The sequence below is a fragment of the Paraburkholderia monticola genome, from assembly GCF_001580545.1.
Classification (GTDB): Bacteria; Pseudomonadota; Gammaproteobacteria; order Burkholderiales; family Burkholderiaceae; genus Paraburkholderia; species Paraburkholderia monticola.
This window is the reverse complement of record NZ_LRBG01000038.1, coordinates 745,630-765,941: the sequence shown is the minus strand read 5'-3', so window position 1 is coordinate 765,941 and position 20,312 is coordinate 745,630. Positions and strand designations below refer to the sequence as shown.

At 62.9% G+C, this 20,312-nt stretch carries 22 protein-coding genes; 18 read left to right on the top strand and 4 right to left on the bottom strand.

What is annotated here, in order from left to right; genetic code table 11:
* Positions 1-18 precede the first annotated feature (18 nt).
* Entirely contained in the window at positions 19-975 is a 957-nt protein-coding gene (locus CI15_RS30850; protein WP_062136054.1) for a LysR family transcriptional regulator, read from the bottom strand.
* Positions 976-1,259: 284 nt separating this feature from the next.
* Here CI15_RS30850 and CI15_RS30845 point away from each other — a divergent pair, with 284 nt between their 5' ends.
* Genes CI15_RS30845 through aroQ form a run of 3 tightly spaced genes read left to right on the top strand, consistent with a single transcriptional unit; the run spans position 1,260 to position 4,275 of the window.
* Entirely contained in the window at positions 1,260-2,663 is a 1,404-nt protein-coding gene (locus CI15_RS30845; RefSeq protein WP_062136051.1) for an MFS transporter, read from the top strand.
* 51 nt (positions 2,664-2,714) lie between these two features.
* A complete protein-coding gene (locus CI15_RS30840) occupies positions 2,715-3,785 on the top strand; it encodes a Gfo/Idh/MocA family protein (protein WP_062136048.1) in 1,071 nt (356 codons plus the stop codon).
* Between the two features lie 52 nt (positions 3,786-3,837).
* Complete coding sequence (gene aroQ / locus CI15_RS30835) at positions 3,838-4,275, top strand: type II 3-dehydroquinate dehydratase (protein ID WP_062136045.1); 438 nt, start codon at positions 3,838-3,840, stop codon at positions 4,273-4,275.
* A gap of 37 nt (positions 4,276-4,312) precedes the next feature.
* Here the strand turns inward: aroQ and CI15_RS30830 are convergent, their stop codons facing one another.
* Positions 4,313-5,389, bottom strand: coding sequence for a hypothetical protein (locus tag CI15_RS30830; RefSeq protein ID WP_062136042.1), 1,077 nt, complete (start codon positions 5,387-5,389; stop codon positions 4,313-4,315).
* A gap of 107 nt (positions 5,390-5,496) precedes the next feature.
* Between CI15_RS30830 and CI15_RS30825 the strand changes: the two genes are divergently transcribed.
* The 6 genes from CI15_RS30825 to CI15_RS30800 all read left to right on the top strand — a co-directional run bounded on the left by CI15_RS30825 (position 5,497) and on the right by CI15_RS30800 (position 10,402).
* A complete protein-coding gene (locus CI15_RS30825; protein ID WP_062136038.1) occupies positions 5,497-6,402 on the top strand; it encodes a LysR substrate-binding domain-containing protein in 906 nt (301 codons plus the stop codon).
* 89 nt (positions 6,403-6,491) lie between these two features.
* Entirely contained in the window at positions 6,492-7,145 is a 654-nt protein-coding gene (locus CI15_RS30820; RefSeq protein ID WP_062136035.1) for an HAD-IA family hydrolase, read from the top strand.
* 34 nt (positions 7,146-7,179) lie between these two features.
* Positions 7,180-8,328, top strand: coding sequence for a DSD1 family PLP-dependent enzyme (locus tag CI15_RS30815; protein WP_062136032.1), 1,149 nt, complete (start codon positions 7,180-7,182; stop codon positions 8,326-8,328).
* 143 nt (positions 8,329-8,471) lie between these two features.
* Positions 8,472-9,308: an RNase A-like domain-containing protein gene (locus CI15_RS30810; protein WP_062136030.1), complete on the top strand. Its 837-nt coding sequence runs from the start codon at positions 8,472-8,474 to the stop codon at positions 9,306-9,308.
* An 11-nt stretch (positions 9,309-9,319) separates the two neighbouring features.
* On the top strand, positions 9,320-9,610 hold the full coding sequence (locus CI15_RS30805) for a contact-dependent growth inhibition system immunity protein (RefSeq protein ID WP_062136317.1): 291 nt from the start codon (positions 9,320-9,322) through the stop codon (positions 9,608-9,610).
* A 498-nt stretch (positions 9,611-10,108) separates the two neighbouring features.
* Entirely contained in the window at positions 10,109-10,402 is a 294-nt protein-coding gene (locus CI15_RS30800; protein ID WP_062136027.1) for a contact-dependent growth inhibition system immunity protein, read from the top strand.
* 29 nt (positions 10,403-10,431) lie between these two features.
* Here the strand turns inward: CI15_RS30800 and hpaR are convergent, their stop codons facing one another.
* The gene (gene hpaR / locus CI15_RS30795) at positions 10,432-10,839 is read right to left on the bottom strand and encodes a homoprotocatechuate degradation operon regulator HpaR (protein ID WP_062136314.1); all 408 of its coding nucleotides are present in this window, start codon (positions 10,837-10,839) and stop codon (positions 10,432-10,434) included.
* 189 nt (positions 10,840-11,028) lie between these two features.
* Between hpaR and CI15_RS30790 the strand changes: the two genes are divergently transcribed.
* From CI15_RS30790 to CI15_RS35880, 8 genes are all read left to right on the top strand, one after another.
* On the top strand, positions 11,029-11,802 hold the full coding sequence (locus tag CI15_RS30790) for a fumarylacetoacetate hydrolase family protein (RefSeq protein ID WP_062136024.1): 774 nt from the start codon (positions 11,029-11,031) through the stop codon (positions 11,800-11,802).
* A complete protein-coding gene (locus CI15_RS30785; RefSeq protein WP_062136022.1) occupies positions 11,799-12,557 on the top strand; it encodes a fumarylacetoacetate hydrolase family protein in 759 nt (252 codons plus the stop codon). Before CI15_RS30790 ends, CI15_RS30785 begins: the two co-directional genes overlap by 4 nt.
* A gap of 40 nt (positions 12,558-12,597) precedes the next feature.
* On the top strand, positions 12,598-14,055 hold the full coding sequence (gene hpaE / locus CI15_RS30780; protein WP_062136019.1) for a 5-carboxymethyl-2-hydroxymuconate semialdehyde dehydrogenase: 1,458 nt from the start codon (positions 12,598-12,600) through the stop codon (positions 14,053-14,055).
* Positions 14,056-14,093: 38 nt separating this feature from the next.
* Positions 14,094-14,957 (top strand): 3,4-dihydroxyphenylacetate 2,3-dioxygenase, encoded by an 864-nt coding sequence (gene hpaD / locus CI15_RS30775; RefSeq protein WP_062136016.1) that lies wholly within the window; start codon positions 14,094-14,096, stop codon positions 14,955-14,957.
* A 19-nt stretch (positions 14,958-14,976) separates the two neighbouring features.
* Positions 14,977-15,375, top strand: coding sequence for a 5-carboxymethyl-2-hydroxymuconate Delta-isomerase (locus CI15_RS30770; RefSeq protein WP_062136013.1), 399 nt, complete (start codon positions 14,977-14,979; stop codon positions 15,373-15,375).
* A 10-nt stretch (positions 15,376-15,385) separates the two neighbouring features.
* Positions 15,386-16,189, top strand: coding sequence for a 2-oxo-hept-4-ene-1,7-dioate hydratase (gene hpaH / locus CI15_RS30765; RefSeq protein WP_062136011.1), 804 nt, complete (start codon positions 15,386-15,388; stop codon positions 16,187-16,189).
* 10 nt (positions 16,190-16,199) lie between these two features.
* Positions 16,200-17,003 (top strand): 4-hydroxy-2-oxoheptanedioate aldolase, encoded by an 804-nt coding sequence (gene hpaI / locus CI15_RS30760; RefSeq protein WP_062136008.1) that lies wholly within the window; start codon positions 16,200-16,202, stop codon positions 17,001-17,003.
* Between the two features lie 386 nt (positions 17,004-17,389).
* Positions 17,390-17,668: a hypothetical protein gene (locus CI15_RS35880; RefSeq protein WP_075643807.1), complete on the top strand. Its 279-nt coding sequence runs from the start codon at positions 17,390-17,392 to the stop codon at positions 17,666-17,668.
* A gap of 102 nt (positions 17,669-17,770) precedes the next feature.
* On the opposite strand, the gene CI15_RS30755 is transcribed toward CI15_RS35880, so the two are convergent.
* Positions 17,771-18,826 carry a LuxR C-terminal-related transcriptional regulator gene (locus tag CI15_RS30755; protein WP_062136005.1) on the bottom strand — a complete coding sequence of 352 codons (1,056 nt, stop codon included), beginning with the start codon at positions 18,824-18,826 and terminating at the stop codon, positions 17,771-17,773.
* A gap of 226 nt (positions 18,827-19,052) precedes the next feature.
* Between CI15_RS30755 and CI15_RS30750 the strand changes: the two genes are divergently transcribed.
* Positions 19,053-20,303 carry an ABC transporter substrate-binding protein gene (locus tag CI15_RS30750; RefSeq protein WP_062136002.1) on the top strand — a complete coding sequence of 417 codons (1,251 nt, stop codon included), beginning with the start codon at positions 19,053-19,055 and terminating at the stop codon, positions 20,301-20,303.
* The last annotated feature ends 9 nt before the right edge of the window (positions 20,304-20,312 follow it).

Below are 20,312 nucleotides of genomic sequence, written 5' to 3'. Positions count from 1 at the left end.
CGCAAAGGCAGGCGCCGCTCAGAATCCGCCCACGCCGCGCGTCACCAGCGCATAAGGTCCGCGCGTCAGTTGCTCCCTGAGAAACTCGATGCACACCTGAATCCGCGCCGACGACGACAGGCGCTCGGCGGTCACCGCCCACACATCGGCCGATTGCTGATAGTCGGGCAGCACGCGCACCAGTTCACCCGCGCGCAGGCTCTCGGCCACGTCCCAGATCGACACCATCACGATCCCGTAGCCTTGCTTCGCCCACTGCACGACGATGTCGCTCAGATTCGACGCGACCGAGCCCGTCACCTTCACGCTTTTTTCTCCATCCGGCCCGGTGAGACGCCAGACGCCGAAGCGGTCGTCGCGGCCGCGAAACAGCAGGCAGTCGTGAGCGGTCAGATCGTTGGGTTCGACCGGCGCGCCGTGGCGCTCGACGTAAGCCGGCGACGCGCACAGGATGCGCGCGCTCTCCACCATCTTGTGCGCGATCAGATGCGGTTCCTGCACTTCGCCGACGCGCACGTCGATGTCGAAGTTCTCGCCGACGACATCCGCGCGCCGATCCAGCAGTTCGAGCCAGATTTCGAGGTTCGGGTGGCGCTCGCGCAGCATCGCGAGAATCGGCGATACATGCTTGCGGCCGAGCCGCAAGCTCGTGCTGATACGCAAGAGACCGCTGAGCTCGGTGCGGCGATCGGCGAACGCATCGGCCATGCCCTGCACGTCGTCGAGGATGCGTTGCGCCCATTGCAGGGCGGCTTCGCCGTCGCTCGTCACGCTGACGCGGCGCGTGGTGCGCTGAAACAGTTTGACGCCGAGGCCGACTTCGAGCATTGCGATGCGCTTGCTCACATGCGACGGCGACAGCCCCATCTCCGTCGACGCCGCGACAAAGCTGCCGCGCCGCGCGATATGACAGAACAGCTGCAGATCGCGCAGGAAGGATTCATTCGTGGCTGTGAGCGCATTCTGATTTTGCATCTGGACGCATTGTGTCGGCGCATAACGCTATTACCCTAGCTCCAACGGATTGGTTGAGCAAGAAGCAGTCGATTGAATGCGGGTTTGAATGCCATGAGCGGCACATACAGGCCCGCGTTAACCCGTAGTGCGCCGCAGCAGTTCGCCCGCAGCTTCGATCCATACCGTTATGCCGCACCGCGGCAACGAAACCAGGAAAATCCTGGCTTGCGCGATGCCCGTTTAAGGGCGCCAATGACTCAGCCGTAGAAGCTGACAAAAACATTTCCCGTTCAGGAGACGACATGGAATCGAACGCATCGGCAAGCAGCGAGCGTGGCTCGCAGGCTCGCAAGGCAACCGCCAGCGGCTGGATCGGCTCGGCACTCGAGTACTACGACTTCTTCATCTACGCGCAGGCCGCCGCGCTGATCTTTCCTCAGTTGTTCTTCCCTTCCGGCAACCCGAAAATCGCGATCGTCGCATCGCTCGCCACCTACGGCGTCGGCTACGTCGCGCGGCCGATCGGCGCGATCGTGCTCGGGCACTGGGGCGATACGCACGGACGCAAGAACGTGTTGCTCGTCTGCATGTTCCTGATGGGTCTATCGACGATGGCCGTCGGTCTGCTGCCGACCTATCAGCAGGTCGGCTTTCTCGCGCCGCTGCTGCTCGTCGTGCTGCGGCTGATCCAGGGCTTCGCGGTCGCCGGTGAAATCTCTGGCGCCAGCTCGATGATCCTCGAACACGCACCATTCGGGCGACGCGGCTTTTACGCGAGCTTCACGTTGCAAGGCGTGCAGGCCGGCCAGATTCTCGCCGCCGCGATCTTCCTGCCGCTCGCCTACTTCATGAACGACGCCGCGTTCAACGCGTGGGGCTGGCGCATTCCGTTCCTGCTCAGCTCGGGCGTGCTGGTCGCCGGCTACATCATCCGCCGCGAAGTTCACGAAACGCCCGCGTTCGTGAAGGAAGACTCGAGCGGCGGCGTGCCGCGCTCGCCGATCGTCGAAGCGTTCAAGTACAACTGGGACGACATGCTGCGCGTCGTGCTGTGCTCGCTGATGAACGTGATCCCGGTCGTCGCGACGATTTTCGGCGCGGCGTACGCGGTGCAGCCGGCGTATGGCATCGGCTTCTCGAAGAGCCTGTATCTGTGGATTCCGGTGATCGGCAACATCGTCGCCGTGCTCGTGATTCCGTACGTGGGCAATCTGTCCGACCAGATCGGGCGGCGTCTGCCGATCATCGTCGGCTCGCTCGGCGCCGGGTTGATGTCGTTCGGGTACCTGTACGCGATCAGCATCCGCAATGTGCCGCTTGCGATGGTGATGTCGATCCTGATGTGGGGCATCATCTATCAGGGCTACAACGCGATCTTCCCGAGCTTCTTTCCGGAACTGTTCCCGACGCGTTCGCGCGTCTCTGCGATGGCGATCGGCCAGAACATCGGCACGACGATCACCGCGCTGCTGCCGGCGCTGTTCGCCTACGTCGCGCCACCGGGATCGCAGAACATACCGCTGATGATTGGCACGATCACGTTCGCCATCACGATCGTCTGCGCGATCGCCGCATGGAGCGCGCGTGAAAACTTCCGCGTGCGGCTCAGCGACCTCGGCGACAGGAACGTCATGCCGATGGACAAGCTCAGCTACGACACACTGCGCGCGCAGACCATGGCCGACGCGAAAAAGGCCGTTGCGTAAGCCGGCTTTCCTCCCAACCCACTTTCATCAGGAACCCCAAGGAACCCGCTCATGAACAGCACCCGGATCGCCGTCGCCGGCGCGGGCTATATCGGCCGCGCCCACATGGCGGTCGCACGGCAAAGCGAGGCGTGCACGCTGTCGGCGATCGTCGATCCGTCGCCGGCGGCCGCCGCGCTCGCCGCCGAGGCGGGCGTGCCGCTCTATCGCACGCTCGACGAACTGCTCGAACGCGATCGACCGGACGGCGTGATTCTCGCGACGCCGAACCAGCTGCACGTCGAACACGCATCGCGTTGCCTCGCGGCGCGCGTGCCGACGTTGCTCGAAAAGCCGATCGCACCGAGCGTCGACGAAGCGGAAACGCTCGCCGGGCAAGCCGAGCACAGCGGCGTGCCGCTTCTGATCGGCCATCACCGCGCGCATAGCCCGATCATGGCGCGCGCGCGGCAGCTGATCGACGAGGGCCGGCTCGGCAAGCTCGTCGCGGTGATGGGCAGCGCGGTGTTCTTCAAACCCGACGAGTACTTCGCCGACGCGGACTGGCGGCGTCAGCCTGGCGGCGGTCCGATCCTGCTGAACATGATTCACGAGGTCCACAACCTGCGCATGCTGTGCGGCGACATCGTGGCCGTGCAGGCTTTTTCGTCGCGTGCGACGCGCGGCTTTCCGGTCGAGGATACGGTCGCGATCAACTTGCGTTTCGCGAACGGCGCACTCGGCAGCTTCATGCTGTCCGATACCGCCGCGAGCGCGCGCAGCTGGGAGCAGACCTCGCAGGAAAACAAGGCCTATCCGTCGTATCCGGATGAAGACTGCTACGTGATCGCGGGAACGTTCGGCTCGCTCGCGGTCCCGACGATGCGCCTGAAGACCTACGCAAACGCGGCGGACCGCTCGTGGTGGAAGCCGTTCGACGTCAGCGTCGCCGACATGACGCGCGACGATCCGCTGAAGCTGCAGATCGAGCATTTCGTGCGCGTCATTCACGGCGAGGAGCCGCCGCTCGTCAGCGCGCAGGACGGCTTGCAGAATCTGCGCATCACCGAGGCGATCGTCGAGGCGGCACGCACCGGCGCGGTCGTCGATACGGCGCGCGCCGTCGCGGCGGCTGTCCACTGAAACACGCTGAAGTCGCGTCGATACCACCCAATCGATTACTAAGGATCACTAGATGAAGACCTTCGTGATGCTGCATGGCATCAACCACAACATGTTCGGCAAGCGCGACCCCGCGCAATACGGCACGATCACGCTCGACGAAATCGACGCACGCCTGCGCGCGCTCGGCGACGAGCTCGGCGTGCGGGTCGAGAGTTTTCAGACCAATAGCGAAGCGGCGATGTGCGAGCGCATTCACCAGGCGTTCACCGACAACGCCGACGGCGTGCTGATCAACGCCGGCGCGTGGACGCATTACAGCTACGGCATTCGCGATGCACTCGCGATCCTGACCGTGCCGGTGGTCGAGATCCACATGTCGAACATTCATGCGCGCGAAGCGTTCCGGCATCTGTCCGTGTTCGCAGAGATCGTCAAAGGACAGATTTGCGGTTTCGGTGTGGACAGCTATCTGCTCGGGCTGCGCGCGGCGGTGTCGGCGGCCGGCTAGTCCTGAGCGTGCGCCGCGCGGTGGCGGCGGCGCACGGCTAGCGCCAGGTTTCGGTCAGCTCGTTGGCCAGTACCATCTTCTGGCGGACCACTTCGACGAAGGCCGCGTCGATGCCCGGCTGAGCCTTCAGGAATTTCAGCGCGGCGGAGTGCACGACACGCAGCGCGCCGCCGTCGATCCCGGTCATACGCGCCGCGCTGCGCCGCGTTTCCACGATCAGATCGCGGGCGCTCGTGAAGTCGGGCAACAAGCCGCATTGCGCGTCGAACCTGGCGCCCACACCACTCGCGTAGTCGCGCGACTCACCGAGCCGGTCCATGTCGATCAGCAGATCGACGCCCTCGCCCATGCGCACGGCGCAGAGGATCCACAACGCCATGAACGCGCGATACGCGTTGTCGCTGTCCACCGTGCGCGCGAATTGTTCGCACGCGATTGCATACGCGTCATCGGGCATCGACGGCAGCGGCGGCAGGCGCACCTCGCACACGCCGATCGCTTCGCGCACTAGCGGGTCCACCTGATTCAGGCCGAGGACGCGAAACGGCGCGGCGACAAAAAACGCATTGCTCCATTGCTGCCGCAGCAGCCAACCCGACGCGAACTGCGACGCCGGATTACGCAGCACGCCCACGTGCAGCGCATCGGCGAACGCGCGCTTCAGCCATGGCAGACGACCGCCCGTGCGGCAAAACTTGAAGACGGGCACGCGGCCCTGCCCGGTCGTGTGCTCGCTCAACGCGCGCAGATAGGCCTGTAGCGACGGGAACGTCGCATCGGGCTCGCGCGTAAAGCGATCGATGCTGAAACGCCTGTCGTAACCGGCCACGCCGCGCGCGTCTTCGCGCAGAAACGGCCGGTATTCGTCGAAGTACGGCGCGGCGAGCGGCGGGTGGCCCGAGGTCAAGGTCGGACGCGAGGCGGGCACGTCGGCGAGCTTCAGATCAGCGAGCACATTGCTGAGCGGTTCGTAGAAACCGTCCGCGCGTTCGAGTTCGCGCAGCCGGGACCAGACCCACGTACCCGCGCTGCGCCAACCCGTATGCAGAAAAACCGCCTGTTTCAGCGGACTGTTGGGGGCGTCGTGTGCGGACGATTCATGGGGCAACGGCATGGCACTTCTCTTCTGATGTTCGAGTCAATCAACCGGAAGCGCCACTTTACCCTGTGAGCGCTCCAGACGCATTATGCTGCGAGATTCCGCGCTTTCACATCGCCCCCATGAACGATTCGGCCGATATCCGCTTCCTGCTCACGTTGCGCGCCAGCGGCAGCCTGATCGCCGCTGCGCGCAGGCTCGCGCTGTCGCCGTCGGCCATCACGCAGCGTCTACAGCAACTCGAGAAGAAGCTCGGTGCGCAGCTCGTGAACCGCAGCGCGCGCCGCCTGCAATTCACCGACGAAGGCCTGCTGTTGTGCGAGCGCGGCGCCGAGCTGATCGAGCAGTTCGACGCGTTGTTCGACGATCTGCAAACGCGCCGCGGCGGGCTCGTCGGCACACTGAAGATCAATGCGCCGCTCGGTTTCGGGCGACGCCACCTGGCGCCGCTGATCGGCGAGTTCCAGCAGCAGAACCCCGATATCGACGTCGCGCTGACGCTATCCGACCGGCCGTTGACCGAAACGCTCGATCGCTTCGATATCGTCGTGCATATCGGCGAGCTGCCGCTATCGAACCTGGTCGGCTATACGATCGCACCGAATGCGCGCTTCGTCTGCGCGGCGCCCGCGCTCGTCAGGCGCATCGGCGAACCGGAATCGCCGGATGCGTTGAGCCGGCTGCCGTGCCTCGTCCTGCGCGAAAACGACGAGGACGTATCGCTATGGCAGTTCAGCAAGGGCCGCACGCGCCGCAGCGTACGCGTGACCGCGCACCTGAGCTGCAACGACGGCGACGTGATTCGCCAATGGGCCTGCGAAGGCCGCGGCGTGATTCTGCGCTCCGAATGGGACGTCGCCGAGGACCTGGCGAAGGGCAAACTCGTGCGCCTGCTGCCGGGCTGGAAAGCGCCGGACGCGAACGTGATCGCGCTCACGCACCAGCGCGCGGGGCTGCCCGCGCGCACGCGCCATTTCATGCAGTATCTGCAAAGCCGCTTCAGGCCGTCGCCACCGTGGCGGCGATGATTCAGTTCATCTGAATCTAAGACTCGATCCGTCTGAATGCCGACGTACCTATAATCGATTCATCCTCAACAGCCGGCTCACATGCAATCATGACTGCTGCCGCCTATCCCGACGCGGTGCTGTTCGACCTGCTCACCGCCCTGCTCGACTCGTGGTCCTCATGGAACCGCGCGGCGGGCTCCGACGCGGCGGGCCGCGCGTGGCGTGCCGCGTATCTGCGTCTGACGTACGGCTGCGGCCGCTACGTTCCCTACGAACAGCTGGTGCGCGAGGCCGCCGCGCAAGTGGGTCTGCCGGAATCGGCCGCGAATGCGCTCGAAGCGGACTGGCTGAACCTGACGCCATGGCCCGGCGCGCTCGACGCGTTGCGCGCGCTCGCGCCGCATTGCAAGCTCGCGGTCGTCACCAACTGCTCGACGCGGCTCGGCTCGCAGGCGGCCGCGCTGTTGCCCGTGCAGTGGGACGCGATCGTGACCGCCGAGGAAGCCGGCGTCTACAAGCCGGACCCGCAACCGTACCGCCTCGCGCTCGACAAGCTCGGCGTCGAGCCAGGGCGCGCGGCGTTCGTCGCCGGTTCGAGCTACGACATGTTCGGCACCGCGGCCGTCGGTTTGCGGACCTACTGGCACAACCACATCGGGCTGCCGCCCGTCGACGGCGCGCCCGCACCCGAGATCGAAGCGGCCTCGCTCGACCGGCTGGAGCCGTGGCTCGCGGGCTTCGGCGGCGATCGTCGGCACTGACTCTCCACCATCACCTCGCTCCTCAGGTGCAAGCATGAAACTCGAACAGATCGAAACCCCGGCCGCGTTGATCGACGTCGCGCGCATGCAGAAGAACATCGCGCGGATGCAGGGGCGGATGAATGCGCTCGGCGTCGCGTTCCGGCCGCATGTGAAGACCACCAAGTGCATCGACGTCGTGCGCGCGCAGATCGCCGCCGGCGCGCGCGGGATCACGGTGTCGACGCTGAAGGAAGCGGAAGCGTTCTTCGCGGCCGGCATCGACGACATCCTGTACGCGGTCAGCATGGTTCCATCGAAGTTGCCGCGCGCGCTTGCCCTGCGCCGCCAGGGTTGCGATCTGAAGCTCGTGGTCGACAATCCGACCGCCGCCGCCGCGATTGCCGCGTTCGGCGACCAGCACGGCGAAACCTTCGAGGTCTGGATCGAGGTCGACACGGACGGACATCGTTCGGGCATCCAGCCCGAACAGCAAACGCTGCTCGACGTCGGGCGGATTCTGCACGAGAACGGCGTGAGGGTCGGCGGCGTCATGACCCATGCGGGTTCGAGCTACGAGTTGAATACGCCCGAAGCGCTCGCCGCGCTCGCGGAGCAGGAACGCGCGGGCTGCGTGCGCGCCGCCGAGCGCTTGCGTGAAGCGGGCATCGCATGCCCGGCGGTCAGCGTCGGCTCGACGCCGACCGCGCTCGCCGCGCGGCATCTCGAAGGCGTTACCGAGGTGCGCGCCGGCGTCTACGTGCTATTCGATCTGGTCATGCACAACGTGGGGGTCTGCACCCTCGACGACATCGCGCTCAGCATACTCACGACCGTGATCGGTCATCAGGAAGACAAAGGCTGGGCGATTCTCGACGCGGGCTGGATGGCGCTCAGCCGCGACCGCGGCACGTCGCGGCAGTCGCACGATTTCGGCTATGGGCAGCCGTGTTTGCTCAATGGCACCTTGCTGCCGGGCTATGTCGTGAGCGGCGCCAACCAGGAGCATGGGATTCTCGCGGCGGTTCCGGCGGATACGTCAGCCGACGCGCAGGCCGACGATATCGCCGACCGCTTCCCCATCGGCATGAAACTGCGCATCCTGCCGAACCACGCTTGCGCAACCGGCGCTCAGTTTCCCGAATATCTCGCGGTGGCTCCGGATGGTAGCAGCGTCGAGTGGCAGCGGTTTTACGGGTGGTAAGTCAGCTGCTTCAACATACGCACGGCACACTCAACACTCAAGGAAAGCCGTCGCCGCCTGCCAGAATCATCCATCGCCCATAGCCCGACGGTGAATCTATCTGTTAGCGTGAAAATCCAGACAGGAGTACAGAGGATTTTTACATGACAGAATTGAATGAACCGGACGGCGTGCGCGTCGTACTGAGCGCCCCGCAACTGGCGGCGATGCTGACCCGCCAGTCGATCAGTCAGACCGAGATGCTTTCCAACCGGCTATGGGGTGGGTTGCAACTCGTCGGCGGTTTGCTGGAAATGGTCGGAGCCGGGGCACTATGTGTAATGCCGGAACCGACGATGGCAAGCAAGGCCGGGTGCATTGTGTTCGGCGCACATGGTTCTGACACGGCTGCGGCTGGCCTGCGTCAGGTCTGGACGGGCCGGGATACCTCCACGCTGACCCAGCGGGGCACGACGAAGCTGGCTGAGGCGATGAAAGCCGATCCTGACATGGCCAACAATATCGGCCTGTCGCTTGATATGGTCGTGCCGTTCGGCTTCGCCGGCTCGATCAAGGCCGCGCGCGTTGTCGGTATCACGATGGGCCGGATCAACCTGCAAATGCATGAGGCGAAGGCCCTTAATCCAAAGCTTGGAGGGCACACAGTAGAAAAGCATGTGGGGCGTAATGAAGCGCAGTTGCGCGAAAGACTTAGACTTGAGCCGAATCGAAAAAGAGTATCGTCATTCACTAACCTTGAACGGGCAGAATGGGCGATATCGGAAGTAATGCGCACCAATACGGCACAAATTCAGAATTGGGCGAAGTCTTCAGGTAGTGGTGGCCCCCTCACACTGATGCAGCGCGTGGCGGGTGATGTCGGCTATGGAATAACGAGGGATGCAGGAAAATTGACACAGATGAATGAGGTTGTAGTCGTTCTAAAATATCAAACATATAATGGAATGCCATATTACATTCTTACTGCTTACGTTGGATGAAGGAAAAATTCATGCTGTCAAGTCGCTACCCCAAAATGTACCAGTTGTTCGGCGCATACCTTAATCAGGATTTTGATTTATGGGGAGATACGATTCCAGAAATTGTCTCCTGCTATAAAAGGGACTGCCCACGGGAGAGTCACCTTGAAATGATTCATGAAATAAATTCGTTCATGAGCGAACACCCGGACGATTTGGATTCAGCGTTCGAAAAGGATTATGGACAAGATTTTGACCCGGAATTATGGGGTTACACGACCGCATCTTTCCTGGACGAGTTGAAACGTCTCCTGAGCGAGTAGCGGGCTTCCGGACGGTTCCATCCCGTCCGGCGCATGCACGCGCGGCGATGTTCGCGTTTGTCCCAAGACATCTGCATGAGGGTTCGCATTGTCTACCTTCGAAACCGGTACGCACTGGAATCAGTCGGCCCGGAACGGATGCGAACCCCGCGCAACGCGGACACCTTCACGGGCCCTTAGCGACCCGAAGTTTCGAGTCTTCGCGTCCGCATTGGGAATGTTCGTGAGAAGGATTTGTGCCACCAATCTATGGATTTCCCACCCGCTGTCGGCACACGCACCGCAGTTCATTCACGCGCCGCCGTCTGCGTCAGTACTTTGCGTATATCAGCGAGCGCATCCTCGAGTCGGTACGCCCCCACTTCAGGCTCATCGCCCGTTGGAAACGCGCTTCGACACGCCATTATCTGAGCAACGTTCACATGCTCTTGATACGAAAGGAATATAACGGCATGCCATACTACGTCCTGACCGCCTACCTGATGCGTTGAGCTTACTGTGGAAGACGAATCACCTTACCCGAATCTGGATTTTTTGATTCATAGCTATTTCAATGAAGATTTCGATTTATCGGGCGATAACGTAGAGGAAATCGTCTCGTGCTTCAAGAAAGAGAGCGACAAAACCCTTCATAAGTTAGTCGTCGATGAAATCGATCGTTTTGTGCGCGATCATTCCGCCAACCTCGACGGATATTTTCAGGAAATCTATGGCCTCTACGTGGATCCCGAACCGTGGGGCCACACGACCGCCTCTTTTCTCGAAGGGGTGAAACGGCTGCTTAGAGAGTAGGTAGCTCCAAGCCTGCCGCGAAACGTCGCTCACTCATCCTCTTCCGACAACCCCGCCAGCAGATCGTCGACCGCCCGATAGACGCGCTCGACGATCTCCGGTCCCACCTTGCGCTCGAGTTCGCGATAGTGCGCCTCGAGATCCTTCGAAATCACGCGCACCAGTTCGAGGCTCGTCTCCGTCAGCGACACGAGCACGCGCCGCTGATCCTCCGCGAAACGCTCCTTCGTCACCAGTTCCATGCTCTCCATGCGCGCGAGCACGCCGGCCATGCTCGGGCTCGAAATCGTGCAGATGTCGGAGATGTGGCGCGGCTCCATCGGGCCGTGCTCGTTGAGCGCGCGAATCACGCGCCATTGCTGCTCGGTGAGTCCATGCGCGGTGATCAACGGACGGAAGCGCTCCATCATTTTTTCGCGGGCGCGTAACAACAGCATCGGCAGATTGCGGTGCAAAACTCGGGTGGACGCAGCGGACATGTTGGCAAGGAATGAATAAAACAGCTGTCGGAGCTTACGGGAAAACCCGCGATCAACCAACAGTCTATTGACCGTCGATCATATCAAGCATGATACTACTAACATCTTAGTGTTTTCGCTCGACTTTCGCCACGAGGCCGCACACTCATGTTTGCCCTTGCCGATCATCTGCTGCATCCCGAAGGCGAAGCACTGCCACGCGATGTCGACGCGCCCACCGCGGCCGCCTTGCTGGCGAGCGGCATCGCGTGTCGCGCGCCGGTCGGCGGCGCCGTGTACGGCACGCTGCTGAACGACCGCGCCGCCCTGGATGCGTTGGGCGACGCGGTCCATGCGGCGCCGTACAAGGCGCCGCCGAAAGCGCCCGTGCTGTATCTGAAGCCGCGCAATACGCTGGCAGGCCATCGGGCTCGTGTGGTCGTGCCAGATGACGCTCTCGGCGTCGAGGTCGGCGCATCGCTCGGCATCGTGATCGGCCGCACCGCGACGCGCGTGAGCGCCGAGCGCGCGGCGGACTATATCGCCGGCTATACGCTCGTTGGCGATCTGAGCGTGCCGCATACCAACGTCTATCGCCCGAACGTGCGGCTGCGCGCACGCGACGGCTTCTGCGTCATCGGACCGGCGCTCGTCGCCGCCCACCACGTCGCCGCACCGGATCGGCTCGACATCGCGGTCTCGCTGAACGGCGCCGAACCGTTCGCGGCAAGCACCGCCACCTCGGTGCGCAACGTCGCGCAATTGCTCGCCGACGTCACCGACTTCATGACGCTGAACGCGGGCGACGTGCTGACGCTCGGCGTACGGCACGGCTCGCCGGTCGCGCATATCGGCGATACGGCCACGCTGTCGATCGGCACGCTGCCGCCGTTGAGCATCTCGTTCATCGGCGCGAATCGACACAACGGAGACCAATCATGATGCGCGGCCGCGTCGCCTATGCGGGAGCGATTCACGAAGCGTATCCGCACGAGCATGGCGTACGTCTGGCCGATGGCCGCGTGCGTCGCGAGGATGAAGTGGTCTGGCTCGCGCCGATCGAAGTCGGCACGATCTTCGCGCTCGGTCTGAATTACGCGGCGCACGCCAAAGAATTGCAGTTCAACAAGCAGGAAGAACCGCTGGTGTTTCTGAAGGGGCCGGGCACGGTGCTGGGCCATCGCGGCGTCACGCGCCGTCCCGCCGACGTCACGTTCATGCACTACGAGTGCGAGCTCGCGGTCGTGATCGGGCGAACCGCGCAGAACGTCAAGCGTGAAAACGCCATGCAGCACGTGGCCGGCTACACGATCGCGAACGACTACGCGATTCGCGATTACCTCGAAAACTACTATCGCCCGAATCTGCGTGTGAAGAATCGCGACGGCGGCACGGTGCTCGGCCCCTGGTTCGTCGACGCGGCGGACATCGCCGACGTCACCCAGCTCGAACTGCGCACGTTCGTCAACGGCACGCGCCAGCAATGCGGCAATACGCGCGATCTCGTCACCGATATCCCCGCACTGATCGAATACCTGAGCGGCTTCATGACGCTCGCGCCGGGCGACGTGATCCTGACCGGCACGCCCGAAGGCATCGTCAACGTCAACGCGGGCGACGAAGTCGTCTGCGAAATCGACGGCCTCGGCCGTCTCGTCAACACGATCGCATCCGACGCGGACTTCGACCGCGCCTGATGGACAGCACACATCCAGCGAACACGGAAAGGACCTGACAATGCCGATCGACCATCTGATCAACGGCGAGGCGTGTACCTCGAGCGACTACTTCGAAACCGTCAACCCGGCCACGCAGGAAGTGCTCGATGAAGTCGCGCGCGGCGGCGTGAAGGAAGTCGATGCGGCCGTGCGCGCGGCCAAAGAGGCGTTCCCCGCCTGGGCCGCGAAGCCCGCCGCAGAACGCGCGAAGCTGATCCGCAAACTCGGCGAGCTGATCACGAAACATGTGCCGGAGATTTCGGAAGTCGAAACGCAGGACACCGGCCAGACGATCTCGCAGACGCGCAAGCAACTGGTGCCGCGCGCGGCCGACAACTTCAGCTATTTCGCCGAAATGTGCATGCGCGTCGACGGTCACACGTACCCGACCGACTCGCATCTGAACTACACGCTGTTTCATCCGGTCGGCGTGTGCGCGCTGATCTCGCCGTGGAACGTGCCGTTCATGACGGCCACCTGGAAGGTCGCGCCCTGTCTCGCGTTCGGCAACACGGCCGTGCTGAAGATGAGCGAGCTGTCGCCGCTCACCGCATCGATGCTAGGCAAGCTCGCGCTCGAAGCGGGTATTCCAGCAGGCGTGCTGAACGTCGTGCATGGCTATGGCAAGGAAGCGGGCGAACCGCTCGTCGCGCATCGCGACGTGCACGCGGTGTCGTTCACCGGTTCGACCGCGACCGGCAATCGCATCGTGCAGACCGCGGGCCTGAAGAAGTTCTCGATGGAACTCGGCGGCAAGTCGCCGTTCGTGATCTTCGACGACGCCGACTTTGAACGCGCGCTCGACGCCGCGGTGTTCATGATCTTCTCGAACAATGGCGAGCGCTGCACCGCGGGCTCGCGCATCCTCGTGCAGCGCTCCATCTACGCGCGCTTTGCCGAGCGCTTCATCGAGCGTGCGAAGCGTCTGACGGTCGGCGATCCGCTTGCGGACAGCACCATCGTCGGCCCGATGATCAGCCAGGGGCATCTCGCGAAAGTGCGCAGCTACATCGAACTGGGCCCGAAGGAAGGCGCGACGCTCGCGTGCGGCGGGCTCGATACGCCCGAGTTGCCCGACGCATTGCGCCGCGGCAACTTCGTCACGCCGACCGTCTTCGTCGACGTCGACAACCGCATGCGTATCGCGCAGGAAGAGATCTTCGGCCCGGTCGCGTGCCTGATTCCATTCGACGACGAAGCCGAGGCGATCCGTCTCGCCAACGATATTTCGTATGGTCTGTCGAGCTACATCTGGACCGAGAACACCGGCCGCGCGTTGCGCGTGGCGGCCGCCGTCGAAGCGGGCATGTGCTTCGTGAACAGCCAGAACGTGCGCGATCTGCGTCAGCCGTTCGGTGGCACGAAGGCGTCGGGCGTGGGCCGCGAAGGCGGAACGTGGAGCTATGAAGTGTTTCTCGAACCGAAGAACGTCTGCGTGTCGCTCGGTTCGCATCACATTCCGCACTGGGGCGTCTAGACCGCAGGCCAACCGCCTGGCGAACATTGGAGACCGCGATGGGCAAACTCGCGTTGGCAGCAAAAGTCACACACGTGCCGTCGTTGTATCTGTCCGAACTGGACGGTCCGCACAAAGGTTGCCGTCAGTCCGCGATCGACGGACACCATGAGATCGGCCGACGCTGCCGCGAACTCGGCGTCGATACGATCGTCGTGTTCGACGTGCACTGGCTGGTGAATAGCGAATACCACATCAATTGCGCGCCGAAATTCGAAGGCGTGTACACGAGCAACGAGCTGCCGCATTTCATCAGGAACATGCCGTACGCGTATCCGGGCAACGTAGGGCTCGGTCAGCTGATCGCGGACGTCGCCAACGAAATGGGCGTGAAAAGCCGTGCGCACAGCGAGACCACGCTCGAGCTCGAATACGGCACGCTGGTACCGATGCGCTATATGAACGGCGATCAGCACTTCAAGGCGGTGTCGGTGGCGGGCTGGTGCATGTGGCACGACCTTGCAACCAGCGCGCGCTTCGGTCTGGCGGTGCGCAAGGCCATCGAAGAACGCTACGACGGCACGGTCGCGATTCTCGCGAGCGGCTCGCTGTCCCATCACTTCGCGAACAACGGCACCGCCGAGCAGTTCATGCACAAGGTCTGGAGCCCGTTCCTCGAACAGATGGACCGCAGCGTGGTACGCCTATGGGAAGCCGGCGACTGGAAGACCTTCTGCGAGATGCTGCCGCTCTACAACGAGAAATGCTGGGGCGAAGGCGGCATGCACGACACCGCGATGCTGCTCGGCGCGCTCGGCTGGGATCGTTACGACGGCAAGGCCGAAGTCGTCACGCCTTATTTCGGCAGTTCGGGCACCGGCCAGATCAATGCGATCTTCCCGGTCACGCCGCTACCCGTCTGATACTCGTGAAGGAATCGCCATGCCCCACCTGACACTCGAATACAGCGCCAATCTCGCGGACCCCCAACGCCTCGGCGAACTGTGCAAAGAACTCGCGCAATGCCTCGACGCGCAGCGCGAGAACGGCGAGCGCGTCTACCCGCTTGGCGGCATCCGCGTGCGCGCGCTGCGTTGCGAGCTGTACTGCATCGCCGATGGACGCCCCGACGCCGCGTTCCTGCATGCGAACCTGAAGATCGGCGCGGGGCGACAGGAGGCGGTCAAAAAAGCGACCGGCGACGCGCTGTTCGCGCTGATCAAGCAGCGCTTCGCCGAGGAGTTCGAACGTCAGGGGCTCGCGTTGTCGCTCGAAATCAACGAGTTCAGCGAAGCGGGCACCTGGAAGCACAACAATCTGCACGCGCGGCTCAAGGGCTGACGATCACACCATGCTAGACGAACAAACCATTCGCGACCTCGCGGCGCAACTCGATCACGCGGAGAAGACCCGCACGCAACTGCGCCATTTTTCCGCGCAGTATCCAGAGATGACCGTTCAGGATGGCTACGCGATTCAACGCGAGTGGGTCAAGCTGAAGCTCGCCGAAGGCCACGTGATCAAGGGCCGTAAAATCGGCCTCACGTCGCGCGCGATGCAGCGCGCGTCGCAGATCGACGAACCCGACTACGCGCCGCTGCTCGACAGCATGTTCATCGACAGCGGTCAGGACATTCGCGCCGATCGCTTCATCGCGCCGCGCGTCGAAGTGGAACTCGCGTTCGTGCTGAGCAAACCGCTGAAGGGTCCCGGCGTCACGCTATTCGATGTGCTCGACGCGACCGCCTACGTGAGCCCGGCCGTCGAGATCATCGACGCGCGCATCGAGCAGTTCGACCGCGACACGCGCGCGCCGCGCAAGGTCTACGACACGATCTCCGACTTCGCCGCGAACGCGGGCGTCGTGCTCGGCGGCCGGCCGGTGCGGCCGCTCGATGTCGACCTGCGCTGGGTCGGCGCGCTGCTGTACAAGAACGGCGTGGTCGAAGAAAGCGGGCTCGGGGCGGCCGTGCTCAATCACCCGGCGACCGGCGTCGCATGGCTCGCGAACAAGATTGCTCCGTACGACGAATCATTGAACGCGAACGACGTGATCCTGAGCGGCTCGTTCACGAGCCCGATTCCGGCACGCGCGGGCGACACGTTCCACGTCGACTATGGCCCGCTAGGCGGCATCGGTTTGAACTTCATCTGAGAGCATCGACATGTCCTTGCCCACCAATCCCTTCAAACGCGCCCTCGCCGAAGGCCGGCCGCAGTTCGGCCTGTGGGCCGCGCTTGCCGATGCCTACGTTACCGAGTTGCTCGCCACCGCCGGCTTCGACTGGCTGCTAATCGACAACGAGCACGCGCCGAACGACGTGCGCAGCACGCTGTCGCAATTGCAGGCGGTCGCCGCGTATGCGTCGCATCCGGTCGTGCGGCCGGTGAAGAGCGATGCCGCGCTGATCAAGCAGTTGCTCGACATCGGCGCACAAACGCTGCTGCTGCCGATGATCGACACCGCCGCGCAAGCACGCGATGCGGTCGCGGCCACGCGCTATCCGCCTCAGGGCATTCGCGGCGTGGGCAGCGCGCTCGCGCGTGCGTCGCGCTGGAATCGGGTGCCCGACTATCTGAACACTGCCGCTGACGAGCTGTGCGTGATCGTGCAGGCGGAGACCGTGCAGAGCCTCGACAATCTCGCGGACATCGCGCGCGTGGAGGGTGTCGACGGCGTGTTTTTCGGGCCGTCGGATCTGAGCGCGTCGATGGGCTTGCTCGGCAAACCGGGGGACGCGCGCGTGCGCGACGCGATTCGGCATGGCATCGCCACCGTGCGAGACGCGGGCAAGGCGGCCGGCGTGCTCGCCCCCGATCCGGCACTCGCCGCTGACTATCTGGCGGCGGGCGCGAGCTTCGTCGCGGTGGGTACGGATACGGGGTTGCTGAGCCGCGCGGCGGCGGATCTCGCCGCGTCGTACAAGAACACCCCGGCGATGGGGGCGCAGGTCAAAGGTGGGTATTAGAAAGTAAAACCGAAAAAGGCCGCGAGCCGACACACCCAAACACCCTCGCAGCACGCCAGCGTAAGTGCCACTCGCTCCTGACGAACAAGCCCGACGCGGCACATGGGCGAGGAACTCGGCGTTGATAAGAGCGGATCTGACGGACACACGCACCGGTGTGTCCGTTTTCTCATTGCCGTCTACTACTAAAGTGATATGGCCGAAGTCGGGCTCGGAAACCATACTGAATTCAGGCTGCCGCACAGACCAACTTTCGTGCACATTATCCGGTGCCCTTCTGGCTTGCGAGCCAATTCGTCCGGCAGCCTCAGCCACGCGCGGTGCTAGCGCTTAGCCCCGACCGCCGTCGCGAGGCATTGCGTCCACGTTTCCTGACGGAGGGTCCCATGAAAACAGCGTTATTTGTTGCCGGTGGATTGATCTGCGTGTGCGCCTCGCACGTCTACGCGCAAAACACCACCGCAAATCCAACGACCACAGCACAGGCCGTAGCACAGCCTGACGCGATGAGTTCGGAAGGCCCGGACCCTTCTGGAAGCTCCATGTCCGGCGGGCGTAGCATGACGTACGGAAAGACCCGTGCCGAAGTCTATCAAGACCTCGTGCGCTCACAGCAGAACGGCGAAGCAGCGCAGTTGCAGGCACTCTTCAAAGGTCACAAGTGAGTCGGCGCCGCCGCGACTTACGCGCGCACAGCGCAGGGGGCCCGCCGGCCCGCTGCGTCTGGGCTCGCTGAACCACCGCACATCAGCAATCTCGCGTGATGATCAAACACGGGAACGTCGCGCGCTTTCCTGCTTCGCGCGCAGTTTATCGGCCTCCAGTCTGCGCGTGACGAGATGGATCAGGTAAATCGCAAATTCGGGGTCCTGATAGTACATCCGCATTGCTTCAGTCGCGGAGACCATCAGCAACTCGCAATCGCTCCCGCAAAAGGCCGTGCAAGTGCGGCGATGGTCCGGAGAGAACAGTCCAATCTCTCCCACTAACGTGCCAGCGCCCACATCGACTCCGATCTCCTGAAGCGTGACCGTCCCGCGCAATACATAGTAGAGCGCGTCACTCGGTGCATCCTTGCGGAACAGCACGTCCCCGCGTTTGAAGCGGCGCGGAGGCAAATCGGAAAGGAGCCGCTTGATGGCGAGCTGCGCATCGAGCGCCTGATGAAGCTGTGCATCGCCAACCTTGTCGAGGCGCGCTGCCGCGATACTTGCCTGCCTGCGGCTCTCGACATTGAGTGCTTTGTACACCGTATAGAGATGTACTTTCACCGTACCTTCCGCGATATTGAGTTGCCGCGCGATCGACTTGTTCGACTCACCTCGAGCCACGAGCGCCAACACTTCGATCTGGCGTGGCGTCAGCATCCGGCTATTAATGGCGGCCTCGGTCGTAGCGCGTGTCTGTTCAGATGCGCCAGGTGCGGCTAGCGTGTGGACGATTGTGGGCAACGTGGGCGGCAAGTGCGAGGCGGCAGCCCGCATCTCATGCAGCGCATCGCGCAACGCCTGGGCGGACTGCGACTTGCTCAGGCACCGTGCCACACCGGCAGCCATGAAAGGATCGGTAGTCGCCTGATCGATCCCGGTCAGCAACGCGAGCACCGGCACATGCAGAAAGATGCGACGTAACGCGCTCAGCGTATCGAGTGCTTCCCTTTGAGGGTCGCCATCCACGATCAGCAGGTCTGCGTTCGTCGCGCCTTCGAAGGTGCTCGTCCGATAGTCCGCACATCTCACCTCGGTGCCCGGCTCGAAGTCGCGGACGAGCCGTGCAATACCTTCGCGGAACAAACCGGCCGGTGCGATCAGGATGATAAGCATATCGAGTAGTGCGATTGCCGCCGCGATATCGGGGCGCGTCAGCGGAGAGCTTATGCGCAAATATCATGGCGGATGAGGGCCTGCACGCCAAAATGAAGCTCCAACACGCCGTCCGCTTTCACAATCGAACATCACGGATACCATCAAAACAGCGCGCAATGCGTGATTGGCTACGACACCGTACTGCGAGCCAACGCAGTGCTCGTGCGCAAGCAGGAGCGAACTCATGAGCAGGCTGAATCTGCGGCGCAAGCATGTACCTGCGCCTCTCTCGCTGGCCAGGATCGTCGCAGGGCTTGCGTTTGCAGGTATTGCAGTAACGGCACACCCCGACACGGTCCGGATCACCGTTTCGCACTACAGTGACGCGACTGGCCCGTATTTCAACAGGATGGCTCGAGAGTTCGAGAAAGCGACCCCTGGTACGACAATCAAGATCGAAGAAGCAAACTGGGACGTGCTGCAACAGAAGCTCCAGACTGACATCATGGGCGGCGCGAACTCGGACCTGGCGATTGTCGCTACCCGTTGGTTGCTGGACTTCGTTCACGACGATGTCGCCGAGCCCCTCGATGGCTACATGGACGCCAGCTTCAGGGACCGATTCATTGGCCAGATCCTGGCCCCAGGTGAAATCAAAGGCAAGGTGTATGGCTTGCCGCTCACAGCCTCAACACGCGCGCTGTACTACAACAAGGACCTGCTGGCGAAAGCGGGTTATTCGAATGGTCCGAAGACCTGGAACGATGTAATCGATGCGTCGAGGAAGTTGAAAGCGATGGGAATCGCCGGCTTTGGTCTGCAAGGCAAAGAGATCGAGACGGATGTCTATTTTTACTATGGACTCTGGAGTTACGGCGGAGATGTGATCGGCACGGACGGCAAGGCGGCTTTCAACTCGCAGGCTGGCGTGCAGGCCGCCACGCTGTACAAAACGATGATCGACGAAGGTCTGACCGAAGCGGCGGTCACGGGGTATAACCGTGAGGGCATCCAGAACCTGTTCAAGCAGGGCCGCGTGGCGATGGTTATCTCCTTGCCTGTCCTGTCGAAACAGATCGCGAGGGAGGCGCCGAACCTCCAGTACGGTATCGATCCGATTCCGACGGGAACGACTCAGGCCACCTATGCAGTGACGGATTCAATCATGATGTTCAAGAACTCCAAGGTCAAAAAGAGTGCCTGGAAGTTTCTCGACTTCCTCTTCACGGAGGGCCCGCGTGTCGAATTCTCGAAGACGGAAGGCTTCCTGCCCACAACGAAGGCCGAAGCCAGCGATCCGGCGTTCAATAACCCGGACACCAGGGCGTTCATTGCATTGTTGCCGAACGCGCGGTTCGCACCGACCGTCACTGGATGGGAAGACACCGGGAAGGCCGTGTCGGATGCCATGCAAGCCGTCTACCTGGGAAAGACACAACCCGCCGCGGCATTGAATGCGGCAGCCGAAAAGGCAAACCGGGCACTAGGAAAGTAATGGGACTGT